Here is a 26,937-nt window from a genome sequence, read left to right as displayed (position 1 = left end):
GTCAGTTGGCTCCTGCTGGTGCGGTCGTGATTATGGAAGGTGAGGGCGGTGTGGATACGTGGATCGCGGGCGCGCTTCGCGGCGCAGGTGCGGCGAGGATCTTGCAGTCGTCGTGGCGCCACGCGACGTCGATGGTGCTGCCGGGTGAGGGCAGCGCATGGCGCTGGGTGTTGGGCACTTTCACGACGATCGAATCGCGCGAGCCGAGCGTCAGGTGTACACGGTGATGATCGCCGCAATACACCAGTTCGTCGACGCGCGCACGCACTACGTTGTCGTGTTCGGCGGCGAGCGTGCCTTCCGCGCTCGGGATATGCGCGCGTTCCGGGCGCAACGCGAGCATCGCTTCGTCGCCGGCGCGCAGGCCCTCTTCGCAACGGCCTCGAATCATGCTCCCGTCCGAAAGCGCAAGCGTTGCCGAACCTTCGCCCGTATTCGCGACGCGCCCCGTCAGTCCGTTGTTCTCGCCGACGAAGTTGGCGACGAACGCGTTCTGTGCGTTTTCGTAGAGCTCGCTCGGTGTGGCGGCCTGCTGGATACGGCCATCGGAAAACACGGCCACACGGTTCGACATGGTCAGCGCCTCAGCCTGATCGTGCGTCACGTAGACGATCGTGAGCGACAGTTCACGATGCAGGCGCATGATTTCGTACTGCATGGTTTCGCGCAGGCGCTTGTCGAGGGCGCCGAGCGGCTCGTCCATTAGCACGACACTCGGCTCGAACACGAGCGCACGTGCGAGCGCGACGCGCTGCTGCTGTCCGCCGGAGAGTTGCGCAGGACGCCGGTTCGCCAGATGCGGCAGTTCGATCATGTCGAGCGCACGCTTCACTCGCGCCTTCTGCTCGGAGCGGCTCACGTGCCGCACGGAAAGCGGAAAGGCGACGTTCTCCGCAATGGTCAGATGCGGAAAGAGCGCGTAGTTTTGAAACACCATGCCGATGTCGCGCTGATGCGGCGGCTTGTCGTCGAGGCGGCGGCCGTCGAGGCGGATCTCGCCGTGAGTGGGCGTTTCGAATCCCGCGAGCATCATCAGCGTGGTTGTCTTGCCCGAGCCGGAGGGCCCGAGCAGCGACAGAAATTCTCCCTTGCCCACCTCGAGATTCAAGTCATCGACGACATATTGGGCGCCGTCATACGATTTGCTCACGCGCGAGAGCGAAATGAAGGAAGGGTTTGACATCGTGATCGCGTCCTGTCGATGGTGCGTCGTAATCAATGTGTACCGGGCTGCGTCGCGGCGATCTTGCTGGCAATGTAGCGCGCGAAGTCATAGTTAGGTCGTTCGAGATGGCTCAGATGGCCCGGTTTCGCGAGCGGCGCATGCACGCCGCGAAAGACCGCTTCCACGCCGCGTTTGTCTTCGGCGTTCACGTCGTCCAGCAGTTTCTTTAGCGTCGCCATGTGCGCGTTCGCCTCGGGGTCCGCGATGAACTCCGGCGCAAGCCCGCCGCCGAAGCGGATATGCACGCGCCCCACGCCCTGAGGTTGCAGCACGAGATACCAGAAGTAACCTGGGGTAAGCGTGACCAGATGCGTCGGGTAGATAGCGAGCAGCGCGGTGGTCTTGCGCCAATGCCCGGTAAGACGCGTGTTCCCCGGATGCGCGTTGCCGATCGGCAAAGACGCTTCCTTCGTGATCCAGTGATAGTTGAACGCGGGATAACCCGGCGGGCATTCCATTTCTTCGAGCCGCGAATGCGGTCCTACCGTCGCGCGATGCAGCATGGGCAGGTGATAGCTTTCCATGAAGTTCTCCGCGAGGATCTTCCAGTTCGTGTCCCACACGTGCTCTTCATAGAACGTTTCGATGTAGTCCGACATGCCGTATGCGCTGATCAGCTTGCTCAAATCGGCGAGCTGCTCGCGCACGGGCGGCGCGTTTTCGTCGAGCGTCACGTAGAGCCAGCCTTGCCATTCTTCGCAACGCACTGTGGGCAGCCGGTAGTTTTCCTTGCAGAAGCCCTGTTGCCTGTCCATGAGCGGCGCGCCTTGCAGTGCGCCGTCCAGTGAGTAATTCCATGCGTGATACGGGCAGACGATGCGGCGCACGTTGCCGCGCCCTTCGAGTAACACCGACATGCGATGCAGGCACACATTCGACATCGCCCTGAGCTGCATCTGTTCGTCGCGCAGAACCACGACGGGTTGCGCGCCGATGCGCGCGCTCAGGTAATCGCCGGTTGCCTTGAGCGCGCTCGCGCGGCCGACGCATTGCCATTCCCGCGCGAAGATGGTGCGCTCTTCCAGCGCGAGGAATTCGGGCGACGTATAGACACCGGGCGGCATTGCATGCGCATCGCCGAATGGCCGTTCGCAACCCGTCTGCAGGTCTTCGACCAGTGCATGCACTGCGCTCGTCGTTGGCAGGTCGGTCATGCGTCCCCCTCGATTCGTGACGGTAAGAGCGAGCCGACGTGAAGCCTCGCGACGTGGCGCTCAACATGGCCATCAATCTATCAAGCCAATTTGCAAGCCAAAATATTGTTTTCAGATACAAAGCAAAGGTTTTGTCTATGCAGCGAACGCAATCTGAAAGCAGACGATTGACCGCTTTGAATCACGCGTCGATGTGCAGTCGGCGGATGTAGTTCTCGCAGAACGACGCAAAACGATGCACCACCTGGCGAGGCTTCATCGTGCGCGATTGCGCGATGCCTAGCATCGTTGCGTTGACGTTGTCTTTGAAGCGTTTAATGACGAACTCTTCGCCATCCACCGTGCGATTGGACTTGAGCGGAAAGTTGAGCAGGCTATAGCCGAGACCGTTCGCCACCATGCCGCGCACGACCTCCGGCTGCGACGAACGGAACGCGGGCACCGGCCGGCTGCCTACCGCATCGAAAAGCGCGGCGAAATACTCGCGGCTGTGCGGCAAGTCGAGCATGACATAAGGCTCGGGCAAAAGGTCGGCGAGCGATACCTTGCGCGCGCGGGCGAGCCGATGCGTCCGCGGCAGGATCGCGTAAGGCGGCAGCGAGAGCAGCGGCGTGAAGGCGATGTCCTCGGTGAGGTCGAGGCTGTAGGTGAGGGCGATGTCGAGCGAGCCATCGTGCAGGCCGCGCAAAAGGCCGTCCTGATGCGCCTCGACGGTGCGAAACGAAATGCCCGCGTTCTCGCCCGTGAAGCGGCTGATCAGACCCGGCATGAGCGGCGGCGCGAGCGAGACGAGACAGCCGAGCGCAATGGCGCCCGTCATGCCGCCGTCCATTTCCTTCGCGGTCGTTTGCAGTTCCTCCGCGATCTTCAGCAGATTGCGCGCCTGGCCGAGCAGATCGCGTCCGGCCTGCGTGAGCGAGAGACCGCTCGCATGATGTCGTATGAAGAGTTGCACGCCGAACGAGACTTCGAGATCCGCAAGCGCCGTCGAGATCGACGGTTGCGAGATATGCAGACGCTTTGCCGCCGCCGTGAAAGACAGCGCTTCCGCCGTCACGACGAAATAGCGCAACTGGCGCAATGAGTAGCGCAACGGGTGACTTTCCATCGACGACACTCCATCTTCAAGGTCTTCAATGGGCGGCATTGTGAGGCGGTCAAAAAGTGCTGCATAGGAAAAACCGATGCGCTGCATTTTTTTAATATGTTTTTCGGATTCGGAACGGGCGGGTAGATTTTGACGGGAGACGAACGGCCCGGCGGCACACGCCATCGGCAAGCACGATTCGCTATAGCCTCTTCTGAAGGACACCGTCATGACACTCCAAACAACGTCGATCGATACGCTGGTGGTCGGCGCAGGCCAGGCCGGCGTCGCCATGAGCGAACACCTGACAAGGCTCGGCGTGCCGCACCTCGTGCTGGAGCGCGCCCGTATCGCCGAGCGCTGGCGTACCGGGCGCTGGGATTCGCTGGTTGCGAACGGTCCCGCATGGCACGATCGTTTCCCCAACCTGGAGTTCGCGGACGTCCACCCGGACGCGTTCGCGCCGAAGGAGCAGGTTGCGGATTACTTTGTCGCCTACGCAAGAAAGTTCGATGCGCCGATCCGCACTGGCGTCGAGGTGAAGCACGTCGTGCGCAATGCGGGGCGGCCGGGCTTCACGGTCGAAACGTCGGAGGGCACGATCGAGGCTAATCGCGTGGTCGTCGCGACAGGACCTTTCCAGCGCCCCGTCATTCCGCCGATCGCGCCGCAAGACACGCGTCTGACGCAAATTCATTCCGCCGACTATCGCAATCCGGGGCAATTGCCGGAAGGAGGCGTGCTGGTGGTCGGCGCTGGATCGTCCGGTGTGCAGATCGCGGACGAATTGCAACGCGCGGGCAAGCGTGTTTATCTGTCGGTCGGCGCGCACGATCGTCCGCCGCGCGCTTATCGCGGTCGCGATTTTTGCTGGTGGCTCGGCGTGCTCGGCGAATGGGACGCGGAGGTCATGAAGCCGGGCAGGGAACACGTGACGATTGCGGTAAGCGGCTCGCGCGGCGGTCATACGGTGGACTTCCGGCGTCTCGCGCATCAGGGCATTACGCTCGTGGGTCTCACGAAGTCTTTCGACAATGGCGTCGCTGTCTTTGAAGACGATCTGGCGGCGAACATTGCGCGCGGCGACGAGAACTATCTGTCGCTGCTGGATGCGGCCGACGCGTATGCCGAGCGCAACGGTCTCGATCTTCCGCAAGAGCCGGAGGCGCGCGTCATTCCCGCCGACCCCGAGTGCGTCACGCATCCGCTTCGCGATCTCGACCTGGCAGAAGCCGGTGTGACGTCGATTGTCTGGGCAACCGGTTATGCAGTCGATTTCGGCTGGCTGAACGTGAACGCCTTCGACGAAAAAGGTAAGCCGGCGCATCAGCGCGGCGTATCGAAGGAGCCGGGCATCTATTTTCTCGGACTGCCGTGGTTGTCGCGTCGCGGCTCTGCATTTATCTGGGGGGTGTGGCACGACGCGAAGCACGTCGCCGATCACATCGCCACCCAGCGCAAATATCTGGCGTATTACGATGGATCGCAATCCAACGCAGCGAGCCGCGGCGACGAAAGCACAGGAAGTACTGAAAGCGCCGACGGCGCATCCGCCAGTTCCAGGGTTCACAAAGTCAGCGAAATGGGCGTGAACTGATTCACGCGTCTCTTCGATCCGCGATCCACTTCTCCCCATATTAAAAGGTGCACTGATGAGCCAACCTACGCATACCCGTATTCGCATGTTCAACACGAAGGACACGTATCCAAACCAGACGCTCGACAACGACCTCTGTCAGGCCGTGCGAGCAGGCAATACGGTGTATGTACGCGGCCAGGTGGGGACCGATTTCGATGGCCGTCTGGTCGGCCTGGGCGATCCGCGCGCCCAGGCCGAGCAGGCGATGAAGAACCTCAAGCAACTGCTCGAAGAGGCGGGCAGCGACTTGTCTCACGTCGTCAAGACGACAACGTATCTGACCGACGTCCGTTATCGCGAGCCCGTTTATCAGGAAGTCGGCAAGTGGCTAAAGGGCGTATTTCCCATTTCCACTGGCCTGGTCGTGGTTGCGCTGGGTCAGCCTCAATGGCTGATGGAGATCGACGTGATCGCCGTCATTCCGGATGGATGGACGCGGCCGCAAGCCTAAGGAGCGGGACATGACATTCTCTATTGTCGGACGCTGCGCGCAGTCGGGGCAGCTTGGTATTGCGATCAGTTCTTCGAGCATTGCAGTGGGCGCCCGCTGCCCCTGGGTGCGTGCACGCGTCGGCGTGGTCGCGACGCAAAACGTCACACTGCCGGCACTGGGCCCGCAGATTCTCGATCTTATCGAAAGCGGGCAATTCGATCCCGCCGCCGCGTTGGACCGTGCGCTGGGCGCGAACGAGTGGAGCGAATATCGGCAGGTCACGGTGGTCGACAGCCAGGGCCGTACGGCGTTCTTCAGCGGCAAGGAAGCGTTGGGCACGTATCACGCCGTCGCGGGCAGCCAATGCGTGGCGGCGGGCAATATGCTCGCCGGCGCCGAAGTGATCGAGGCAATGGTCCCTGCGTTCGAGCAGGCCGCAGGCCCGCTTGCCGATCGGCTCCTCGCGGCCATGCATGCGGCGATGGCCGCGGGCGGTGAGGCGGGGCCCGTGCATTCGGCGGCGCTCAGAATCGCGGGTGACGTGAGCTGGCCGATCGTCGATTTGCGGGTCGATTGGGCGGACGACGATCCCATCGGCCAACTCGACGGTTTGTGGCGCGCGTATCAGCCGCAGATGCAGGACTATCTGACGCGCGCATTGAATCCGACCGCCGCGCCCAGCTACGGGGTGCCCGGCAATGAGTGACAGGTCCAGCCGCGCGCTGCTCGCCACGCTGATCGGCTTTGCCACGGTCAGCCGCGAGTCGAATCTGGACATGATCGAGTTCATTCGACATTACCTGAACGAACTGGGTGTAGAGAGCGAACTGTTCTACAACGCCGAGCGTACCAAAGCGAATCTGTTTGCGACCATCGGTCCGCGTGAGCGAGGCGGCATTGTGCTGTCAGGCCATACCGACGTGGTGCCGGTCGAAGGCCAGGCGTGGAGTGTCGACGCATTCCGTCTCACCGAACGCGACGGGCGGCTGTATGGCCGCGGTACGGCCGACATGAAGGGCTTTATCGCATCGGTGCTCGCGGCGGTGCCGGGCTTCGTCGAACGCGATTTGAAGCTCCCGGTGCATCTCGCCTTTTCATACGACGAGGAAGTGGGGTGCCTCGGCGTGCGGCCTATGCTCGCTGAACTGGAACGGCGTCCGCATAAGCCGGTGCTGTGTATGATCGGCGAGCCGACCGAACTCAAGCCGGTGCTCGGACACAAGGGCAAACTGGCGATGCGCTGTCAGGTCAAGGGTGCTGCCTGCCATTCGGCCTATGCGCCGTATGGTGTCAACGCCATTCAGTACGCGGCGCGAATGATCAGCCGTCTGGAGGAAATTGGCGAACATCTCGCGCAGCCCGAGTATCGCGACGAACGGTTCGATCCGCCGTTTTCGACCGTGCAGACTGGGGTGATCAGAGGCGGGCGTGCGCTGAACATCGTGCCCGCAGAATGTGAGTTCGATTTCGAAGTGCGGGCGCTGCCGGGTTTCGATGCCGGTCAGGTCGCCGACGAGTTGCAAACGTATGCCGAAGCCGAGCTGCTGCCCAGGATGCGCGCCGTGAAGTCCGACGCCGACATCCGTTTTCAGTCGCTCTCCGCCTATCCGGGACTGGCTACGTCGCCCGACAGCGAAGCGGCGCGTCTTCTGACGTTGCTGACCGGTTCAAATGAGTTCGGCACGGTGGCGTTCGGCACCGAAGGCGGGCTCTTCGAGAAGGCGGGCATTCCCACCGTGGTCTGCGGACCAGGCAGTATGGACCAGGGGCATAAGCCGGATGAGTTTCTCACCAGCGAGCAATTGAGCGATTGCGATGCAATGCTCGCTCGTCTGGCGGATTACCTTTCGGCTACTGGTTGAAACGGATGCACCGGGGAGGGCGCGCGTCGCGATGCGGGCCTTTGTTCCTGGCGCTGAAGCCTCGGTCGCGGTCGCGGTCGCACAGAGGACTCGCGGCGCTCGCCGCGTCATATCCGGTTCCGGTTGATTCGCGGGCCGCGCTTCAGGTGCCATCGCCATCGCCTCAGACCTGCTTGCGCGAGCGCGCTTTGCTCGCGACTTTCGCACCTGTCGCTTGCCGCGCGTCGCGTTCCCGGCTCCAGTGTTCGAGCAATATGCGTGTCTGATCGCGTACCGTGGACTTCAACTGCTCGGCCTTCTCTGCATCGATGCTTTTCCAACCGAGGACCGACAGCGTCGAGCGATGCGCGAGGTGAAAGATCACCAGCTGCCCATGCAGGCTGAAAGTGCGAATCTGCGTGACGGGGTCGTCGGCTGCTAGTCCGCAGATGCGCGCCACCAGCGCGGCGCTCGCGTCGTTCAAAGGCTGACGGATCCGGCACGCGAGAATCTGCGTGGCGCTCTCGGGCTCGTAGCCGGCCTGCTCGCGTGCAAAGAACATCCGCCGGCCCGGTTTGCTTGCTTTCGTGAACGCGCCGTCCGCCATTGCTTCCTGAATGCGGATAAAAGCGTCGATCAACACTTCCGTCCCGGCGTTTTCGCGCAACACGGCTTGTGCATGTTCGATGGCCGGGCCGAAGGTTCTCCATGCGTCGTCGGCGAGTGCTTCGACGCACGCGCGATACACCCCTTCCTTGTTCTCGAAGTAGTACTGCAGCGCGGGCGCGTTGACGCCGGCGCAAGCCGCGATCTCGCGCGTCGACGCGCCTTCGAATCCGTGTTCGCCGAACAGCTGGATCGCTGCTTCGATGATTCGCTGACGCGTCTCGTCACCGCGCGCGTAGCCGCCTTCCGGCGACCGACGCACTTTCTGTGCGGGGTTCATGCATTTCTCTCCATTACTTCCACACAAATATATCACTTGACACAAATCTATCGACTGGAATAATTCTGCCAACTGGAAAGAATTGGACCATTGAGATGTCAACGACCGCAGGTTCCCCCTCCCGTCCCCGACCCGCTGAAGAGTCGCAGCCTTCAGGCACGCGCCGTCCCAGCAGGCGCACGGTATTGATCGCGCTCGGCATCGTCGCGTTGCTTGCCGGAGGTCTCTGGCTCGCGCGCTGGTGGACCGTGGGCCGCTTTATCGAAAGCACCGACGACGCCTATCTGCAGGCTGACAGCGTCACGGTCGCTCCCAAGGTGTCTGGCTATGTGACGGAAGTTTATGTCGCGGACAATCAGATGGTGAAGCCGGGCGACCCGCTCGTGCATCTCGACGTGCGCCAGTACCAGGTTGCGCTCGACCAGGCGCTTGCCACCATCGACGCGCGCAAGGCGGACATAGAACGAGCACAGGCCGAGATCAAACAGCAGCAGTCCAACATTGCTCAGGCACAGGCGCAAGAGCGGGTGGCTCGCGTGAGTGCACAGCATGCGAGCGACGAAGTGCGGCGTTACGCTCCGCTCATCGCAACCGGCGCTGAAAGCAGTGAACGCATGGCCGAGCTGACCAGCACGCGCGATCAGGCGAATGCGACACTTGCCGCAAACGCAGCCGCGGTCGACGCCGCACGTTCGCAGATCGGCTCTGCCACCGCGCAGCTCGCACAGGCGCGCGCGCAACTCGAAGCCGCCGAGGCAAGCGCACAACAATCGCGGCTCGATCTCGAGAACACCGTGGTGCGCAGCGCGCTGGGCGGCAAGGTCGGGGACCGCACCGTGCGCGTCGGTCAATACGTGCAACCGGGCACGCGGATGCTGACGGTCGTTCCCGTACAGAGCACCTATTTGCTGGCCAATTTCAAGGAAACGCAGGTGGGCCGCATGCGTGTCGGCCAGCCCGTGGAAATGCATGTCGACGCGTTGCCTGGTCATACGCTGCATGGTGTGGTCGACAGTTTTTCGCCCGGCACCGGCTCGCAGTTCGCATTGCTGCCGCCGGAGAATGCGACCGGCAACTTCACGAAGATCGTGCAGCGTGTGCCCGTGCGGATTCGTATCGACACCGGGGCGGAGACGCGCAGCGTGTTGTTGCCCGGTCTGTCCGTGACGGTCGATGTCGACACGCGGTCTGCGCGTGAGCGCGATGCACGCATCGATGCCGAGAACCATCGTGGCTGACTCGACTGCGGCGCCTGCCGCACCTACCGCACCGCACGGTGAAGAGCGGGCGAGCGTCGGCGACTGGATCGCCGTCGCCGCCGGCGCGCTCGGCGCATTGATGGCGACGCTCGACATCTCCATCACCAACTCCGCGCTGCCGCAAATCCAGGGCGAAATCGGCGCGACGGGAACGGAGGGCACGTGGATTTCCACCGGCTATCTGATGTCCGAGATCGTGATGATTCCGCTCGCGGCGTGGCTCACGCGCGTCTTCGGCCTGCGCAACTTCCTGCTGACCAACTCAGCGCTCTTCATTGCATTTTCGATGATGTGCGGCTGGTCGCACACGCTGCCCATGATGATCGCCGGCCGCATCGGCCAGGGCTTCACTGGCGGCGCGCTGATTCCCACTGCTCAGACCATCATCCGCACGCGGCTGCCGCTTTCGCAGTTGCCGGTCGGCATGACGATGTTCGGCCTGATCGTGCTGCTCGGGCCGCTGCTGGGGCCGGTGGTCGGCGGCTGGCTCGCGGAGAACGTCAGCTGGAGCTGGTGCTTCTTCATGAACCTGCCGATCTGCCTTGCGCTGATGACACTGCTGATCGTCGGCCTGCCGTCGGACAGGCCGCACTGGGAAGCTTTTTTCAAGGCGGACTGGCTCGGCATCGTCGGGCTCGCGATTGGGCTCAGTTCGCTCACGGTGGTGCTGGAGGAAGGGCAGCGTGAGCGCTGGTTCGAGTCGTCGACAATCGTCGCGCTCACCTGTGTATCGGTTATGGGGATGATCCTGATCGCAGCCTCGCAAATGACGGCAAAGAAGCCGATCGTGCGCCTCGGCCTGATGCGCAATCCTAACTATGCGAGCGTGATCGTGATCGTGTCGGCGGTCGGCGCCGCGCTCTATGGCGTGTCGTATCTGCTGCCGCAGTTTCTTGGCGTGGTCGCGGGCTATAACGCGGAGCAGTCGGGCGCGATCATGCTGCTCTCGGGGCTGCCGGCTTTTCTGATCATGCCGGTGTTGCCGCGCCTGCTTGGCAAATTCGATTTCCGGCTTCTGGTCATCACCGGGCTCGTGTTGTACGCGATCAGTTGCATGCTGGACATCAGCCTGACGGCGCAAAGCGTCGGGCACGATTTCGTCTGGTCGCAACTGATACGCGGCACCGCACAGATGCTTGCAATCATGCCGCTCAATCAGGCGTCCATGGCTGCCGTGTCGCGCGAAGATTCCGGCGACGCCGCGGGGCTCTACAACATGGCACGCAATCTCGGCGGGTCGATCGGTCTCGCGATCATCGGCACTGTAATCGACCGGCGCACGACGTTTCATACGGCAATGATCCGTGAATCGGTCAGTGCGAATTCACTGATCGGTCAAGACAGCATTGCGGCCAACGCGGCGAACTGGTTCACCCATACCGGGGACATGGCGTACTCGCGGATGCGCGCGCTCGGGCAGCTCGGCGTGCAGATCCAGCAGCAGGCGATCGTGATGACCTATTCGGAAACTTTCTATCTGCTCGCCATCGCGCTCGTCGCCTGTATTCCGCTTGCGTTGCTTCTGAAGACGCCGCGCAGGAACGCGCCGGCGCCTCCGTCCGCCGGACACTAATGTTTTCTGATCTCACATGATGTTCAACCGTCCCTCGAGTTTCGCCCTGGCCGCCGCGGCGCTTCTATCTTCGTTGTCCGTCTTGCCGGGCTGCACAGTCGGTCCCGACTATCACGGTGCGCCGCCGCTCGCGCAGGATGCTCGCGGCGCCGCGTTCGTGCGCACGCCTACGGCCGGCACGACCGCGACGCCGGCGCCTCGTGAATGGTGGCTCGCACTGAACGACCCGCAACTGAACGATCTGATCGACGCCGCGCTCGCACATAGCCCGGACGTGCATATTGCGCAGGCGCGCCTGCGCGAGTCGCGCGCGCAGCTGCAGTCGCAGCGCGCAGACGCTCTGCCGAAGGTTTCGGCCAACGCGGCTGCGCTGCGCATGCGCGAACCCGATCTGAGCGCGCTCAATTCGGCAGGCTCGTCCGGTAGCGGTTCGGCGTCGTCGGGAAGGGGGCCGCTGCAGCTTTACACGGCGGGTTTCGACGCCACATGGGAAATCGACCTGTTTGGCGGCACGCGGCGCGCGATCGAAGCGGCATCGGCCAATGCTGAAGCTGTCGACGCGGATCTCGCCGACACCCAGGTGTCGCTTGCCGCGGAAGTGGTGCAGACCTACATCGACCTGCGCGACCAGCAGACGCGACTTGAAATCGCGCGGCGTCAGGCGGACACCGAACAGAAAATGTTGACGCTGACGCAGCAGCGCCGTGAGCGCGGCACGGCTGCGGATATCGATGTCGAACGTCTCACCACGCAGGTCGAAAACACGCGTTCGACGCTGATTCCGCTCGACGCGCAAATGAGCGATTCGCTCGACCGCCTCGCCGTGCTGACGGGGCGCGCACCCGGCGCGCTGGATCAGCAACTGGCACCCGCCCGGCCGCTGCCCGCTATGCCTGAGACAGTAGCCATTGGCGATCCGTCGGCGATGTTGCAGCGGCGTCCCGACATCCGAGCCGCCGAGCGGCGCCTTGCATCGAGCAACGCGCAGATCGGCGAACACGTGGCGGACTTTTTCCCGAAAGTGACACTGTTCGGCGATATCGGTTTCAGCGCGAGCGATCCGGGCCATCTCATACGTAAGAGCAACTTCAGCTGGATTACTGCACCGTATCTGCAATGGAACGCATTCGATTTTGGTCGCACGCTCGGCAGCGTACACGCCGCCGAGGCGTCGCGAGACGAAGCCGAGGCTCGTTACACGAAGACGGTGCTCGGCGCGCTACAGGACGCGAACTCTTCGTTATCGCGCTATGGGCATCAGCGTGAGCATGTCGTAACGTTGCTAAAAGTGGAGGCGTCCGCGACCCACTCCGCCACGCTGATGCGGCAGCGCTACTCGGCGGGTGTCGCGACGTTGATCGATTTGCTCGACACGCAGCGCCAGGAATTCAGCGCGCAGCAGAATGTCGTGGCAGGGCAGGCCGAATTGCTCAAGGACTTCGTGTCGCTGCAGAAGAGCCTTGGCATCGGCTGGCAAGGGCCGCAGGGGTAGTGCGGCCGCGCGACTCGCCTGGTTGGTGCGAGGCTTTCATAGTGGCGCAAAAGCGCGAGTCTTTATTGCGGTGCGTCACTTTTGCACGGTGCGCTGCCTGACTTCCCAGTTCGCGCGCGAGCGGCAGCGCCTCACGCCGGACAGGGCCGGCTTTCTGGATTTTGGCTGCAAAAAGACGAATGCGCCTGCTATCGGCGGAATATAGTGGGCAGGGTCTTGGGTCTGTCGGCGCGAACAATCGTCGTCATCGGCGCGCAATGCGTTGATCCGAGCCATTCAGTTCGCAAAGACAAATCGAATCTGGAGACCTGCGATGAACGCGACGATCGCAACAATGGGGACAATCCGCGGAGCGTCCAAACACTGCGCCGTGATTGCAAGTGCATTTTTGCTGGCCTCGTGCGGCGGGTCTATCGAGTCGAATACGTCTGTGCCTGCGTCCATTATGCAGGTGATGCAAAAGCCCGCCTATAAAAGTGCGAGCTGGTCGATGCTGGTGGTCGATCTCGAGTCCGGGCGAGTCATCTACGACCTCGACTCCAACTCGCAGATGTTCATTGCCTCGGTGCGTAAAGTCTTCTCGACCGGCAACGCGCTCAACGCGCTCGGCGCACAACACAAGTTCGTCACGCCAGTCTATCGGCAGGGCAGTGTCGCGCCGAACGGCACGCTCAACGGCAATCTGGTCCTGGTTGCGAGCGGCGATCTGACGATGGGCGGGCGCGCCAATCCCGATGGAACGATAGCGCTCACCGACTTCGACCACAACGAAGCGAACTCGCTCGGCAATGCAGTGCTGTCGGCGCCGGACCCGCTCGCGGGATACAACGCGCTGGCGGCGCAGGTAGCGGCCGCCGGCATCACTGCGGTCAATGGCAATGTCGTGATCGACGACCGTCTTTTCGAGCCGTTTAATTTCCGCGGTGAATTCGACGTGCGGCCGATCTTCGTCAATGACGACCTCGTCGACGTCACTCTTTCGCAGAGCGCGGAAGGCGCCGCGGTGCCGTTCGACTGGCGGCCGAAGTCGGCGGCTTTCTCCGTGCAATCGACGCTGAAGACCGGCAGCGCGACGTCGACGCTCGCCATCGGGCTCCAACCCGAGCCGCCGCAGTGCATCGGCGCGGCTAATTGTGTGGGCATTGTCAGCGGCACCGTGCCGGCGGGTTACGTGCCCATTCTGACCAACGCGTATCCGCTGATCCGCACGTTCCGCGTGAGCAAGCCGTCGAACTACGCGCGCACGATCTTTATCGAAGCACTCGCGCGCTCGGGCGTGACGGTAACGGCTGCGCCCGTCGCGGTGAATCCTGTGCAGTTGCTGCCCGCGAAGGGCTCGTATTCGAGCGCGCAACAGGTTGCGCAACTGACGTCGGCGCCGTATGCGCAGCACGTCCGATACGTCAATAAAATCAGCTACAACATTGGCGCTGACGTGACGCTGATGCAGTTCGGCCTCGCGCACAACGGATCGACCACCATGGCCGGTTCGCTTGCGGCGGAACAGAGCGAGCTGTCCACGGCATTCAACATTTCGCCGGGCCAATATCACTTCATCGACGGCAGCGGCGGCGGCGAGACCACGGCCAACGGCAAAGCCGTCATTGCGATGCTGCGCGGCATGAGCGTGAAGCCTGCCTTCGTGCCGTACTTCGATTCGATGCCGGTGCTCGGCGTGGACGGATCGCTCGCCACCATCACAAACTTCGAAGCCGACTCGACATTAGCGGGAGCGAAAGGCCAGGTGCACGCGAAGACGGGCACGTACGTCGCCGAAAATCCGGCCGCGCCGGGCATGCCGCTCCTGAAAGGGCAGGCGCTCGCCGGTTATATCGACGCAAAGAGCGGCCGCCGCATCGTATTCTTCCTGACGGTCAACAATGTGCCGATCACGGGCATTCCCGACGTGCTGACCGCGTTCCAGGACGAGGGCACGATCGCTGCCATGCTATGGAAAATGCAATGACGGAGCTTGTCAGTACTTCGAACAGACGATGCGAGGCGTAAAGCAGGGGCCGCTCATTTCGCGCCGCGCCGCAGCAGAACGTCGAACCGGCCTGCTACGAGATGCGATTCGCTCACTTCCGGCAACGTTTTCGCAGCCTGGGTGATGCGCCAGACTTCCTCGAGAAGCGAGCGATCCGTACCTGACCAGTTCGTCAGCACATTTTCGATGCGCTCGGAGCCGTGAACGTCACCGGTGAAATATCCCATCGACCACTCGGCAAAGTGCCTGTTCTCCAGCGAACCGATTGCGACGATCCTCATGTCGTAGTGACGGCTGTCATTGCCGATGCGGCGCAGGCATTCCCTCACTGCCGCCGGATCGCCTTCGAGGTACTGGACAAAATTGCGGCCCGCGTGCACGAGAAAGCCGGTTAGTGCATCGGCGCGATTGAGAACGCGAGACACCGACACAATCGCTTCCACGTCCGATATGCCTACGCCCGACGCGACATTGCTGATATATACCGCGCCGAATAACGTCTCGTCTTTGTCCCGCGTTTCGAGACGTCCGGATTCGTCTGAGAACATAGCGAGACCTCTGCAAAGACATTGCGCGTTTCCCACTTTAGTACAGGGCCGGCTGTCTAAGATCGACCAACGTTAGCCGGCTGCGCCCATGAGGGCGGAAATTGACGGCATACGTTATGCGTTTGTCCGAATCGTGCAGGCGCCGATCGCGTCGCGTGCTTCAACGCTTGCTGAGGAATTGCACTTGCTGTCGCGTTTCGCGGATCTGCTAGTGAAGCAGGGTAGTCGGTTCAATCGATGTCGACATCTTCACACCGATGCACGCCCCAACCACTCACGCACGTACAGCGAATGCGGCGGCCGAACCGCCGCATGCTCACGAGATTTCGGTGTCCCAACGAAAAGAAAACCCAGCACGCGCTCGACCGGCTCGAAGTCGAGCGCCGCCTGAAGATTCGGGTCGTACGCATCGACGCCCGTTGCCCAGAAACCGCCGTAACCGAGCGCGTGAATTGCGTTGAGCATGTTCATGGCCGCTGCGCCGACCGCGAGCAGTTGCTCCGACTCCGGAATGTGCGAGCCGGCAGTCGGAGCCGCGGCTATGACGATCACGAGCGGCGCCGTGTACGCGAGTTGCCGGCGTTGCTCGTGATCCGCGCGGGGCGTTGCCGGCTCGCGTCGCGCCGCGACATCGACGAGCAATTCGCCAAAATCAGCGCGCGCGTCGTCGCGGATCAGAACGAAGCGCCAGGGGCGCAGCGCACCATGGTCCGGCGCTCGCATCGCGGCGTCGAAGATCAGGCTTAGCTCGGACTCGCCTGGTCCGGGCTCGGCCAGCGGCCAGTACGATTGGCGCGAGAGCAGCGTGTCAAGAAACGCTTGTTGCGACGGCGAAACGATGTGGTCGCTCTGACGGATCTTCGAGGTATCCATGACGGTCGGATTGAGTTTTCTGTCAGACGGATGATGACGACAAACGGATGGCAATGCAAATGATTCGTATTTGCTTGTCTGATGAATGGTTTTGCCTTAAGCTGCGTTTCAGTCGCCGTACGTCACCTGCGCGCCGTCGTTGCAGGCTGGGTAAGTGAGGACAGCCGGAGCAGAGGTCCTTGACATGCGCCGTCGGCAACGAGTAAATTTAAATGCAAATGATTCGCATTTAATGCGTGATGATTCAAACGTCGGCCGGATTCAATGCGCTGGCGCTCCCGCAGAAGGGGGCGCAGCGCCTTCGGCACTCAACCGACGCACACAACTTCATTCAGGAGCCGCGATGAGCTGGGGTGACGAAAACACCAACTTCGTTGTCGTTGTAAATCACGAAGAGCAGTATTCGATTTGGCCTGACTACAAGGCAATTCCCGCCGGCTGGCGTGAAGCCGGCAAGTCGGGCAAGAAGGACGAATGCCTGCAATGGATCGACGCAGTCTGGACCGATATGCGTCCGCTCAGCTTGCGCCAGGCCATGGCCGAGAGCGCTGCGCCCGAAGGCGTCACCAATGCGTGATCAACGGGCGTCCAGCCGATGATCCCGCCGAATCGGCTGCCGCGCACGTCGAACACGCTCACGCTCGTGTGTCTCGCGCATGCAGGCGGCAGCGTGGCGCTGTACCGGGACTGGCAGCCTCGGTTGCCGTCGTTTGTGCAGGTGCGCATGCTCGAGCTGCCTGGTCACGGTAGGCGCCGGTCCGCATCGCCGCATACCGAATGGCCGGCGCTCATCGCACAACTCGCGGATGAACTGCTCGCGCTGGTCGATGGCAGCGCTCCGTTTGCGTTGTTCGGGCACAGCATGGGCTCGCTCGTCGCACTCGAATTGATGCACGCGCTGCGCGAGCGCGGCGAGCGTGCTCCTGTCTGGTTCGGTGCGTCGGCGACCATCTCGCCCGCGCGTCGTAAGCACGAAACGCATTGGCTCAATTGTTCGCATGACGAAATGATTGCTTGCCTGCGGGAGCGCGGCGGCACGCCTGCCGAGTTGCTCGACGACGCCGAGTTCGTCGACTTCATGTTGCCGCTGCTGCGCGCCGACTTCCACCTGTGCGGCGTGCATCCGGCCCACATTGCGACGCGTGTCGCTGGTTATGGCGCGATGCTGCCTGAAGCTACGGCGACATCGTCCATGCTCGATTGTCCGATCGACGTGTTCGTCGGCCGCGATGACCCCGCCACGGCCAACCGCGCGGACGTCGATGCCTGGGCGGAGGAAACGCGCGGCGCATGCGCAGTCCACTGGTTCGACGGCGGGCATTTCTTCATCGACACGGCGCGCGAAGCCGTGCTCGCAGTCGTGGCCAACGCGCTCATGCAGCATGGACGGCGAGTGCAACACGCACGAGGCGTCGCGGCATGACGAACCCGTTGCGCGGAGTTGTTGCGTGAATCGCGGACGGCAAGCGCTTCGTCATCATCAATTGCAGTATTGAGGCAACCCGGATAAGGACCGAATGACCATGAGCCAGGCTTCGCTGCCGATCTTCGATTTCTCGCCGTTCGTTGGCCACAGCGAGCGCTACGTCGCGCTCATCAAACAGTTCGCGGCGGCCGGGCCGTTTCGAAGCGCGACGGTCGACGAACTGCTGCTCGACGACGACTTCCATCGGCGCCCGCTGCGGCCCGAGGACTTCGACTTCCTCAAGTTCATGAAGCCCGTGCGCGAACACAACGTGAGCCGTCTGCCGGCGCTCGCGTCCGGGCGCACGCTGATGTCGATCTATGAGCTCGACGTCGCGCGCCCGCCGGCGGGTAGCGAGCCGGCTGACTGGCAGCGCTTTGCCGATTTCTATCGCGAAGACACGCGCGAACTCGGCGCGCAGATCGCGCCGTTCCTGGAAGCGTACGCATTCGAATACCTGACGAAGGACGTCGATACCGGCGAAGACACGCGCGCCGTGAGCGCGCGCTTGACGCACATCGTCGACGAGGAACTCGCATTCTGGAGCGCCACGTTCGAGCGGCTGATGCGCAACGACTACCTCGAACAAGGACTGCGTTTCATCATGGTGCAGCGCTGGGCGCTCGCGGTATCGAAGCGCCGCGCGCTCGCGCGGGCCGGTGCAAGCGGCTTCTTCGACATGCTCGCACCCGACGAGCGCCCGAGCCTTCACCGTCAAGTGCCTGACGACGCGCTGTTCGAGCGCGTCGCCGAGGCAAGCTGCATTACGCGCCGGCAGCATGCCTACTGGCAGTTCTATCTGCCGACGAGCACCGCGAAATGCAATCTGCTGTACACGCTCGCTCGCCGTCCGGACCGCGCGTTCGGGCTTATCGGCGCGGCGTTCGCGGCCGAAGCCGAGTGGCTTGCGTTCGGGCTCGCGCTCGAACGCGCTTGCGCGCATCTGCAACCGGCGAGCCGCGGCCCGGCCGATTCCGACGCATTGAGGGCAGCGCTGGAGCAGCGCTGCGCGCGTGCACTACGGCGCGTTGCCCAGGACTTCGGCGACCCGGCGCGCGCTCAATGCGTGCAAGGCGTTGTCGCAGGCCAGCGCCTCGCGGAGCGCGGGCGCTGGGATCTCGGCGAGCAGCTGCGCTGGCTGTCGTCGATTCGCGACTATGTGAGCTTCGCGCATCGCATCAGCTCGCGCATCGACGCGGAGTGTCCCGGCATCGACCGTGAGACGTTCGTCGAGCCACACGAAATGTGTTCGACGACGCACGTCCACAACGATCACCGTCTCGTCACGATCGAAGAGGGCGACATGCTGTTCTGGGGCAACGTCGGCATGCAGCTTTCGATGCACAAAGGTGACATGGTGCTGATTCCGGATGGCCGGCTGCACGGCTCGACGGTCGTATCGAATGAATGCACGTATCACCAGCCGATCATTCCGAACGAGTGGGTCGAGGCCCTCGTCGCCGAGTTGGACGAGCCGGCGGCGGCCTCGACGTGACAGCAGCAGATCGCGCGGTACATCCGTAACAGATCGGCAACCAGCTAGCAACAAACCAGCAACAAATCGGCGGCACCATGCAGGCGCTAACGGCGGAGATCGACAACAAATGCGCCTCTTCCCCATGACAGCAGTATCGACGTTCCGGCCACGCGGGCCGGGATGCCTCGCGCGTTCGACGCGCGCAACACTGGGTCAGGAAGAGAGAGCGAACGATGCAAGCAGGCAACAGTGCTATCGCAGAGGCCGATCGGTTCGAGGTCAGCGACTGGAAGAGCCGGATCATTGCCGGCAGCGCGACGGGCGCGGCGGTGTCCGCGCCCGCGTGGCTGGACGCTTCGTATGCAACGCTGCGCGAGCAGGTACTCGATCCGGCATATCCGTGCTTTTTCGGCACGATGGCCGAGCGGCGCGGCGAGATGTTCTACTCGTTCGTCAACGGGCGCGATCTGCGCGATCTGCCCGCGACGATGCAAACCTTCGCGGAGCTCGCCGTGCAGCCCGAGTACAGGAGAAACAACATCGCGGTATTTTTCGAGCCGGACCGGCAGCCGCTTACGCACGATGCCTACCGGACACTGTTCTGGGGCATCCTGCAGCAGTTGCACGACGGCGATCCAGATCCGGCGGCCGACCAGCAGCCGGACCCGATGGACGAGGCGTGGGAGTTCTCGTACGCGGGCGTGCAGATGTTCGTGGTGTGCGCGTGCCCGTCGTTTCGCGCGCGCCATAGCCGCAACCTGGGCCCGGGCATGGTGCTGCTGTTTCAGCCGCGTTCCGTGTTTGTCGATACGATCACGAACAAGGTGATTGGCCGCGAGGCACGCAATCAGGTGCGCAAGCGTCTGGAAACATGGGACGAGATTCCCGCGCATCCCGACCTCGGCTTTTATGGCGACCCGGGCAATCTCGAATGGAAGCAGTACTTTCTCGACGACGCAAACGCGCCCATCGAGGAGCGCTGCCCGTTTCTGAAACGCCGCGCGCAGGCGCGCGACGCATCGTCAGCGCAAGTGCAGTCCACGCAGGCGCGCCGTCAGGTGGCGCCGCAAGACGCGCGCAGCGAATACGAAGGAGGCTTCGCGCAAAAAGACGCTACGCGAGGCGCCGATAACTGATGCGGCCGGCGCACGAGGATGTCTGCATGACGCTCACGGCATTCGCTGCCCGGAGCAGTCCCGTCGTCCTCCTGCTCTAACGCCGCGACGAAAGGAGATTCATGTCCGTACTTTTGCAACTGGTCAGCAAGTCGCGCTGGATGATTGCTGCGGCGCTCATCGCGAGCGTGCTCGGCGGCCTCGGCAATGCTGCGCTGCTCGCCCTCATCAATCAGGCGCTCGCCGCGACGCCGGAGGGGCTCGCTCGCCTCGGCTGGCAGTTCCTTGCGATCGGCCTCGGCGTTCTGGCGATGCGCGCGCTCGCACAGTCGCTCTTCATGTGGCTCGGCCAGCAGGCGAAGGCGACGCTGCGCATGCGCACGATTCGTCGTATCGGCGATGCCGCGTTCGCGCAGCTGGAGAAGCAGGGCGCGGCGAAATCACTCGCGGTGCTCACACAGGATCTCGACACCATCGTGGTGTTTTTCGTGAGCATGCCGTCGCTCGCGATGCAAAGCGCGGTGATAGTCGGTTGTCTTGCTTATCTCGGCTACATGTCATGGCCGATTCTGCTGGTCGCGATCGTGACTATCGTGCTGGGCATGGCCGGCTATCGCTACGCGCACGGCCGCGCGATGTTCCATCTGCGCGCGTCGCGCAAACGCGAGGACGATCTCGTCAAGCACTTCCGCGCGCTCTTCGACGGCGCGAAGGAACTGAAGCTGCATCGCGCCCGCAAACACGCGTTCGTCGAGGACACGCTCGCGAGCAATGTCGAGGCGGTGCGCGTGCAGCGCACGCGCGGCTACATGCTGTATGCGGCTGCTTCCAGTTGGGGCAACTTCATTCTGTTCGCGTTCATCGGCCTCACGCTGTTCGTGTTCGCGCGCTACATCAAAGTCGATCCGCATGTGATGTCCGGCTACGCGATCGTGTTCGTCTACATGATCATGCCGATAGAAGCCGTGCTCTCCGCGATTCCGAGCCTCAGTTCGGCGCGCGTCGCGCTCGAACGCATCGAGCAGGTCAACGCGGAACTGCCGCGCGAAGTCATGCTCGAGCCGCCCGTCGCCGCATCGTTCGACACCATCGCGCTCGACGGCGCCACGCACCGCTACTTCCGCGAGAAGGAGAACGAGGTGTTCACGCTCGGGCCGATCGATCTCACGTTCCGGCGCGGCGAACTCGTTTATCTGATCGGCGGCAACGGCAGCGGCAAGACCACGCTCGCAAAGATGCTGGTCGGCCTGTATGTGCCTGAGAGCGGCCGGGTATTGCTGAACGGCGAGCCAATCGACGAAGCGCGGTGCGATGCGTACCGTCAGCATTTCTCGGTCGTGTTCAGCGACTTCTTTCTGTTCGACACGCTGCTCGGCATGCACGCTGAAGGACTCGACGCGCTCGCCCAGCAACTGCTTGTCGATCTGCAACTCGACCACAAGGTAAGCGTGAAGGACGGCAAGTTCTCGACGCTCGATCTCTCGCAAGGGCAGCGTAAGCGGCTCGCGCTCGTCGTCGCATATCTGGAGGACCGGCCGTTCTATGTGTTCGACGAATGGGCCGCGGACCAGGACCCGCTCTTCAAGGACGTGTTCTATAAGCGTCTGCTTCCCGAACTGAAGGCGAAGGGCAAGACCGTACTCGTCATCACACACGACGACCGCTATTTCCATCTCGCTGAGCGCTTCATCAAGCTCGATTTCGGCCAGATTGTCGAGGATGGCCCCGGCGCCGAGCATGCGGCGAACCTCAGGTCCGCATATAACTGATCAGGATGCCTACGCACATGAATGCCAATCCGTCCGTTGTTTCCGCGCGCGTCGCGCACGCCGAGCCGATGTACGAACTCGACGGCGTGTCGTTTCGCATCGGCGAGCGCGTGCTGTTGCATCCACTCGCGCTCACACTGCCGAAAGGACGCGTGTGCGGTCTGATCGGTCATAACGGCTCGGGCAAGTCGACGCTGCTCAAACTGCTCGCGCGTCAACAGTTGCCGACGGCGGGCACGCTGCGTTTCGCGGGCCGTCCGTTGCGCGAGTGGGAGAACCGCGAGTTTGCGCGGCAGGTGGCCTATCTGCCGCAGCAGCAGCCGGCCGCGAGCGGCATGACGGTGCGCGAGCTGGTCGCGCTCGGCCGCTATCCGTGGCACGGCGCGCTCGGTCGCTTTACCGGCGTCGACGGTGAGAAGGTTCATGAGGCGATGGAGCTGACCGACATCGCCCGTTTCGCGGATCGTGCTGTGGACAGCCTGTCGGGCGGCGAGCGGCAGCGCGCATGGATCGCGATGCTGATCGCGCAGGATAGCCAGTGCCTGCTGCTCGACGAGCCGATCTCCGCGCTCGATATCGCGCATCAGATTGAAGTGCTGGATCTCGTGCGCACGCTGAGTCAGCAGCGTGGTCTCGGCGTGGTCGTCGTGCTGCACGACATCAACATGGCTGCGCGTTTCTGCGACGACCTGATCGCGTTGAAGAGCGGCCGCCTGCTCGCGAGTGGCACCGCGCCGGAGCTGATCGAGGAGAAGATGCTCGGCGCGATCTACGGCGTGCCGATGGGCACGGTAGCCCATCCGCGCGGCGGCATGCCGATCAGCTTCGCATATTGACCGGCATCCGCGTGCCGGCTCATGCATCGTCATGATGCATTGCTGCCGGCATCGCATGACCGACAGCAGATAACGGCGTTCCCAAGAGACGCCTTGCTTTCCCCGCAATGACGAAATTCACGCCGCCGACGCAAGCACGCGTCGGCGACGGTCTCCGTGAGCCGCGCTGATGCGGCGCACGGAGATGACAACCGCGCGGCGCGCGGTAAATCTCGGGAGGCGAGGATGTCTGTTATCAATACGCCGCGCCAGGATGGCGCGGACCTGCACGCGGCGCATGCGGCTGCCGCGGACAACGCGGAAGACGATAGGGCGGATCGTGGCGCAGGCGGTACCGCGGCGGTTACGGGTGCCAATTCTGCGGATATTAGCGCTGCGAACACGACGGCCAGCGCAACGGCCAACGGAGCGGCCAACGCAACGGCCAGCACGGCGGCCAATGTTGCGGCTAATGCGACGGCCACTACGCGAACTGACGCGACGGCGAACACAACGGCCAACGGAGCGGCCAACACAACGGCCAACACAACGTCCAACACAACGGCCCACGCCGCAACGCTCACTAGCGCAACGGCCGACACGGCGCCTCACACCCCGAGCTGGGCCATAGCACCGGAAAACGACCTCGTCTCGGTGATGAAGCTGCACGTTGGCCAGCGCCCCGATCAATTGGCGGTGCGATTCCTCGCCGACGGTGACGCCGACGCGCGCGAACTCACCTACGCGGCGCTCGACGAGCGCGCGCGGCGTCTCGCGGCCGTCCTCTGCAGGCATGGCGCGCCGAACGATCGCGTGCTGCTGATGCTGCAAACCGGGCTCGATTACGTAGTGTCGTTCTTCGCCTGCCAGTACGCAGGGATGATCGCGGTGCCCGCGTATCCGCCCGAAGCGCTGCAGAGCGGCCACCTGGAGAGGCTGCGGCGCATCGCGGGCGATTGCATGGCGCGGATCGCGGTTCTCGATCAGGCTTCGCATGCGTCGTTTGCCAGCACCAACACCAGCGCCGAGTTTGCGTTGCACGGCGTGACGCTGTTGTCGCCCGACGCCGCGAACACGGACGTTGGCGGCAGCGACGACGGTTTCTGCATCGACAGCGCGGCGCCCGATGCGATTTCGTTTTTGCAATACACGTCCGGCTCGACGTCGTCGCCGAAAGGGGTGATGGTTAGTCATGCGAACATATGCGCGAACGTCAGCGCAATGTCGCGCGGCATGGGATGCCGCGCCGGCGATCGCATGTTCTCCTGGCTGCCGCTCTATCACGACATGGGTTTGATCGGCAGCGTGCTGATGCCGGTCGTGTGCGGCTTCCAGGTCACGCTGATTTCGCCGTCGCATTTTCTGGAGCGTCCGGCGCGCTGGCTCGCAGGTATCGCATGCGAACGCGCGACCGTGACAGGCGGCCCGGACTTCGCCTATCGCCTGTGCACCGACCGCGTGCGCGATGCGCAACTCGCCGGGCTCGACCTGTCGTCGCTGCGCGTCGCGTTCTGCGGTTCGGAGCCTATTCGCCAGACTACCCTCGACGGTTTCGCCGCGCGTTTCAGCACGCACGGCCTTAATCCGCGCGCGATGTATGCGTGCTACGGGCTCGCCGAGGCGACACTGTTTTTCACGGGCGTCGAGGTCGGCACGGGCGCGCCCGAGACGCGCTTCTGCGCATCGGCACTCGCCCGGCGCGTGCCGGTCGCGGTGCCGGCCACCCGCGGAAACGACAGCGGAAACGACAGCCGAAACGACAGCGGAAAGAATGGCGAAAGCGGCGGCGACACGAAGGCCGTGGTCGGTTGCGGCGTGACCGCGTTGGGCCATGCGCTCGCCATCGTCGACCCGAATACATGCGAGCGTTTGCCGGATCGGCAAGTCGGCGAAGTCTGGTGCAGCGGCCCGAGCATCACTCGCGGCTACTGGCGCAATGCCGAGGCGAGCGCCGCGGTGTTTCTCGACGACGCGCCGGGTTTTCCGGGACGTTGGCTGCGCACCGGTGACCTCGGTTTCGTCGAGCGCGGTCAACTGTTCTTTTGCGGACGCCGCAAGGACCTGATCGTGCTGCGTGGCGAAAACGTGTATCCGCAGGATCTCGAAACGGTGCTGGCCGATCGCGTCGAATGGTTGAGGCGCGGGCGCATCACTGCGTTCCCGGTTGAAGCGGCCGACGGCGCGGAGGCCATCGGCGTGGCCGCCGAAGTGTCGCGCGGCAGGGCTCGACAGGTGGCGCCCGAGACCATCTTCGCCGCGATCGCGGCAGCGCTCGGCGACGCGTTCCAGTATGAAGCCGCGTTGATCCTGTTACTTGAACCAGGCGATTTGCCACGTACGTCGAGCGGAAAACTGCAGCGCAGCGCGTGTATGACAGCGTGGCAAAGCGGCGCGCTCGTGCCGTTCGCGGTGCGCGACGCCAGGTCCGAGCGGTCGCAGCGCATTCCGACGGACGCAGTTTCGCCTGCCGATTGCGGCGACATGCTGACGCCCACCGCGCATGCCATCGCGCAAGTGTGGAGCGAAGTGCTCGATGTGCCGACGCCGTGTGCTTCGGATGATTTCTTTGCGCTCGGCGGCCGTTCGCTGCTGGCGGCGAAGGTCGCGTCGCGGCTGCGCGCTCGGCTGGGGCGCGAGGTGCCAGTCGGATTGTTGTTCAGCCACCCGACGCTCGCCAATCTTGCCGCGGCGCTCGATGCTCGCTGGTCAACGCCGTCGAACGCCGCTGCCCCCGTTGCGCCGCTCGCACGCCGCGCCGAAAGCGAGCGCGGCGAGGCGCCGCTATCGTTGCCGCAGGAGCGGCTGTGGATGCTGTGGCAACTCGATCCGGACAGCCCCGCCTACAACATTTCGGCCGCACTTTCGCTGACGGGTCCGCTCGATGCGCATGCAGCCAGAACCGCGCTCGACGCGCTGGTACGCCGCCACGAGATGCTGCGCACGCGCTTTGCCGATGTCGACGGCGTGCCGCGTCAACTGATCACGCCCGCCGCTGACACCGCCGATGCCTGGCGCTGGGAATGCGTCGACGCGCTGGAACTCAGCACCGACGACTTCAACGCGCAGTTGCGCCGACGCGCTCGCGAGCCCTTCGACCTGACGCTCGGCCCGCTCTTTCGCGCGGCGCTGTTTGTTCGTGACCCTGATCATTATGTGCTGCATATCGTTATGCATCACATCGTGTGCGATGGCTGGTCGATCAATGTGCTGCTGCGCGATTTCGCGGCTGGCTATCGCGCGGCGCGGCTCGGCGACATGCCGGCGTTGCCGGCGCCGACGGTCCAATACGCGGACTACGCCGCATGGCAACGCACGCGCTTTTCCGACGACGGCCACGGCGGCGCGCAACTCGCTGCGCAACTCGACTACTGGCAGAGCCGCCTGGCGGGCTACGACGCTCTGCTCGATCTGCCAACCTTGCATGAGCGGGGCCGCCCCTATGAGCCCCGCGCTGAGCGTATCGGCGCCGACATCCCGGCCGTGCTCGCGAGCCGTCTGGAGGCACTCGCGCGCGCACACAACGCCACGTTGTTCATGGTGCTGCTCGCTGCATTCGCCGCGCTGCTGTCGCGTTACAGCGGCGCGCTCGACGTGGCGATTGCGGTGCCCGTCGCCGGCCGCGACCGGATCGAAACCGAGGAGCTGATCGGCTTCTTCGTCAACACGCTCGCGATGCGCGCGTCCGTGAAGGGTGCGAAGCCGTTCGCGACGCTGCTGCGTGAAGTGCGCGACGACAGCATCGACGCGCAGGCGAACGCTGACGTGCCGTTCGAGCGCGTCGTGGCCTCGTTGCAGTTTGGCCGGCGCGCAGGCGTCAGTCCGCTTGCGCAGATCAAGTTCGTGCTGCACGACGAGTTCGACAGCGCGCTCGATCTCGACGGCGTGCGTTGCGCGCTGGTCGACGCCGACGCGAGCGACGCGCGGTTCGAACTCGCGCTCGACGTGTTGCGCGAGGGCGCGCGCGGACTGCGCTGCGTGTTCGCGTATGCCGCCGAGCTATACGACGACGCGTTTATCGCGCAGTTTGCGCGGCACTACGTCGGTCTGCTGGAACAGATCGCCGACGCTCCGGAGCGCGCGATCGGCGAATTCAACCTCGACGACGATGAAGCGGTCGACGGCATTGCGCTGGTCGCCGGGGCCTACGCGATATGAGGGCGCCGTCGTCGTCTTGACATCGCATCGACGCATCGAGCCCGCGCTTGCCCGCGTGGGTGCAAGACACCTGGATCACACCAC

General features: G+C 63.5%; 21 protein-coding genes. 15 read left to right on the top strand and 6 right to left on the bottom strand.

The annotated features are described in order from the left end of the window. Position 1: 1 nt before the first annotated feature. The 3 genes from JMY24_RS09335 to JMY24_RS09325 form a co-directional block, all read right to left on the bottom strand. Positions 2 to 1,183, bottom strand: coding sequence for an ABC transporter ATP-binding protein (locus JMY24_RS09335; RefSeq protein WP_128584405.1), 1,182 nt, complete (start codon positions 1,181 to 1,183; stop codon positions 2 to 4). A gap of 32 nt (positions 1,184 to 1,215) precedes the next feature. Beyond that, positions 1,216 to 2,379, bottom strand: a complete 1,164-nt coding sequence (locus JMY24_RS09330; RefSeq protein WP_128595267.1) for an SRPBCC family protein — start codon at positions 2,377 to 2,379, stop codon at positions 1,216 to 1,218. A gap of 181 nt (positions 2,380 to 2,560) precedes the next feature. Further along, the gene (locus JMY24_RS09325; RefSeq protein ID WP_128595268.1) at positions 2,561 to 3,487 is read right to left on the bottom strand and encodes a LysR family transcriptional regulator; all 927 of its coding nucleotides are present in this window, start codon (positions 3,485 to 3,487) and stop codon (positions 2,561 to 2,563) included. A 208-nt stretch (positions 3,488 to 3,695) separates the two neighbouring features. On the opposite strand from JMY24_RS09325, the gene JMY24_RS09320 reads away from it, so the two are divergent. From JMY24_RS09320 to argE, 4 genes are read left to right on the top strand one after another with little or no spacing between them, the layout of a single operon-like run. After that, the gene (locus JMY24_RS09320; protein WP_201701903.1) at positions 3,696 to 5,063 is read left to right on the top strand and encodes a flavin-containing monooxygenase; all 1,368 of its coding nucleotides are present in this window, start codon (positions 3,696 to 3,698) and stop codon (positions 5,061 to 5,063) included. Positions 5,064 to 5,118: 55 nt separating this feature from the next. Continuing rightward, the gene (locus tag JMY24_RS09315; RefSeq protein WP_128595269.1) at positions 5,119 to 5,556 is read left to right on the top strand and encodes a RidA family protein; all 438 of its coding nucleotides are present in this window, start codon (positions 5,119 to 5,121) and stop codon (positions 5,554 to 5,556) included. Between the two features lie 10 nt (positions 5,557 to 5,566). After that, positions 5,567 to 6,244, top strand: coding sequence for a DUF1028 domain-containing protein (locus JMY24_RS09310; protein WP_128595270.1), 678 nt, complete (start codon positions 5,567 to 5,569; stop codon positions 6,242 to 6,244). Further along, complete coding sequence (gene argE, locus JMY24_RS09305) at positions 6,237 to 7,400, top strand: acetylornithine deacetylase (RefSeq protein WP_128595271.1); 1,164 nt, start codon at positions 6,237 to 6,239, stop codon at positions 7,398 to 7,400. The genes JMY24_RS09310 and argE overlap by 8 nt, the downstream gene beginning before the upstream one ends. A 163-nt stretch (positions 7,401 to 7,563) precedes the next feature. Here argE and JMY24_RS09300 read toward each other — a convergent pair whose 3' ends face one another. Beyond that, positions 7,564 to 8,325: a CerR family C-terminal domain-containing protein gene (locus JMY24_RS09300; RefSeq protein WP_128595272.1), complete on the bottom strand. Its 762-nt coding sequence runs from the start codon at positions 8,323 to 8,325 to the stop codon at positions 7,564 to 7,566. Between the two features lie 95 nt (positions 8,326 to 8,420). Here JMY24_RS09300 and JMY24_RS09295 point away from each other — a divergent pair, with 95 nt between their 5' ends. From JMY24_RS09295 to JMY24_RS09280, 4 genes are all read left to right on the top strand, one after another. Beyond that, complete coding sequence (locus JMY24_RS09295; protein WP_236597355.1) at positions 8,421 to 9,563, top strand: HlyD family secretion protein; 1,143 nt, start codon at positions 8,421 to 8,423, stop codon at positions 9,561 to 9,563. Next, positions 9,556 to 11,157: an MDR family MFS transporter gene (locus tag JMY24_RS09290; RefSeq protein ID WP_128595274.1), complete on the top strand. Its 1,602-nt coding sequence runs from the start codon at positions 9,556 to 9,558 to the stop codon at positions 11,155 to 11,157. The genes JMY24_RS09295 and JMY24_RS09290 overlap by 8 nt, the downstream gene beginning before the upstream one ends. Positions 11,158 to 11,173: 16 nt before the next feature. Beyond that, positions 11,174 to 12,649, top strand: a complete 1,476-nt coding sequence (locus JMY24_RS09285) for an efflux transporter outer membrane subunit (protein ID WP_201701901.1) — start codon at positions 11,174 to 11,176, stop codon at positions 12,647 to 12,649. Positions 12,650 to 12,962: 313 nt separating this feature from the next. After that, the gene (locus JMY24_RS09280; protein ID WP_201701899.1) at positions 12,963 to 14,615 is read left to right on the top strand and encodes a D-alanyl-D-alanine carboxypeptidase/D-alanyl-D-alanine-endopeptidase; all 1,653 of its coding nucleotides are present in this window, start codon (positions 12,963 to 12,965) and stop codon (positions 14,613 to 14,615) included. Between the two features lie 53 nt (positions 14,616 to 14,668). Here JMY24_RS09280 and JMY24_RS09275 read toward each other — a convergent pair whose 3' ends face one another. Together JMY24_RS09275 and JMY24_RS09270 are read right to left on the bottom strand one after the other, a co-directional pair. Beyond that, positions 14,669 to 15,184, bottom strand: a complete 516-nt coding sequence (locus JMY24_RS09275) for a BLUF domain-containing protein (RefSeq protein WP_128591057.1) — start codon at positions 15,182 to 15,184, stop codon at positions 14,669 to 14,671. Between the two features lie 249 nt (positions 15,185 to 15,433). Further along, positions 15,434 to 16,057: a nitroreductase family protein gene (locus JMY24_RS09270; RefSeq protein ID WP_128597816.1), complete on the bottom strand. Its 624-nt coding sequence runs from the start codon at positions 16,055 to 16,057 to the stop codon at positions 15,434 to 15,436. Between the two features lie 343 nt (positions 16,058 to 16,400). On the opposite strand from JMY24_RS09270, the gene JMY24_RS09265 reads away from it, so the two are divergent. The 7 genes from JMY24_RS09265 to JMY24_RS09235 all read left to right on the top strand — a co-directional run bounded on the left by JMY24_RS09265 (position 16,401) and on the right by JMY24_RS09235 (position 26,853). Then, on the top strand, positions 16,401 to 16,634 hold the full coding sequence (locus JMY24_RS09265) for an MbtH family protein (RefSeq protein WP_128597817.1): 234 nt from the start codon (positions 16,401 to 16,403) through the stop codon (positions 16,632 to 16,634). An 18-nt stretch (positions 16,635 to 16,652) separates the two neighbouring features. Next, positions 16,653 to 17,480: a thioesterase II family protein gene (locus JMY24_RS09260; protein WP_128597818.1), complete on the top strand. Its 828-nt coding sequence runs from the start codon at positions 16,653 to 16,655 to the stop codon at positions 17,478 to 17,480. Between the two features lie 100 nt (positions 17,481 to 17,580). After that, on the top strand, positions 17,581 to 19,017 hold the full coding sequence (locus JMY24_RS09255; protein ID WP_201701897.1) for a cupin domain-containing protein: 1,437 nt from the start codon (positions 17,581 to 17,583) through the stop codon (positions 19,015 to 19,017). A gap of 215 nt (positions 19,018 to 19,232) precedes the next feature. Further along, positions 19,233 to 20,135 (top strand): YqcI/YcgG family protein, encoded by a 903-nt coding sequence (locus JMY24_RS09250; RefSeq protein ID WP_128598293.1) that lies wholly within the window; start codon positions 19,233 to 19,235, stop codon positions 20,133 to 20,135. Positions 20,136 to 20,236: 101 nt separating this feature from the next. Continuing rightward, positions 20,237 to 21,883 (top strand): cyclic peptide export ABC transporter, encoded by a 1,647-nt coding sequence (locus JMY24_RS09245; protein ID WP_128598292.1) that lies wholly within the window; start codon positions 20,237 to 20,239, stop codon positions 21,881 to 21,883. Between the two features lie 17 nt (positions 21,884 to 21,900). Beyond that, positions 21,901 to 22,719, top strand: a complete 819-nt coding sequence (locus JMY24_RS09240) for an ATP-binding cassette domain-containing protein (protein WP_128598291.1) — start codon at positions 21,901 to 21,903, stop codon at positions 22,717 to 22,719. Positions 22,720 to 22,944: 225 nt separating this feature from the next. Next, entirely contained in the window at positions 22,945 to 26,853 is a 3,909-nt protein-coding gene (locus JMY24_RS09235) for a condensation domain-containing protein (RefSeq protein ID WP_236597354.1), read from the top strand. Positions 26,854 to 26,937 lie beyond the last annotated feature (84 nt).

Origin of the sequence: Paraburkholderia kirstenboschensis, assembly GCF_904848585.1 — a bacterium.
Classification (GTDB): Bacteria; Pseudomonadota; Gammaproteobacteria; order Burkholderiales; family Burkholderiaceae; genus Paraburkholderia; species Paraburkholderia kirstenboschensis.
Note: the sequence above shows the minus strand (reverse complement) of the source record. Positions and strands in the feature narration are given on the sequence as shown.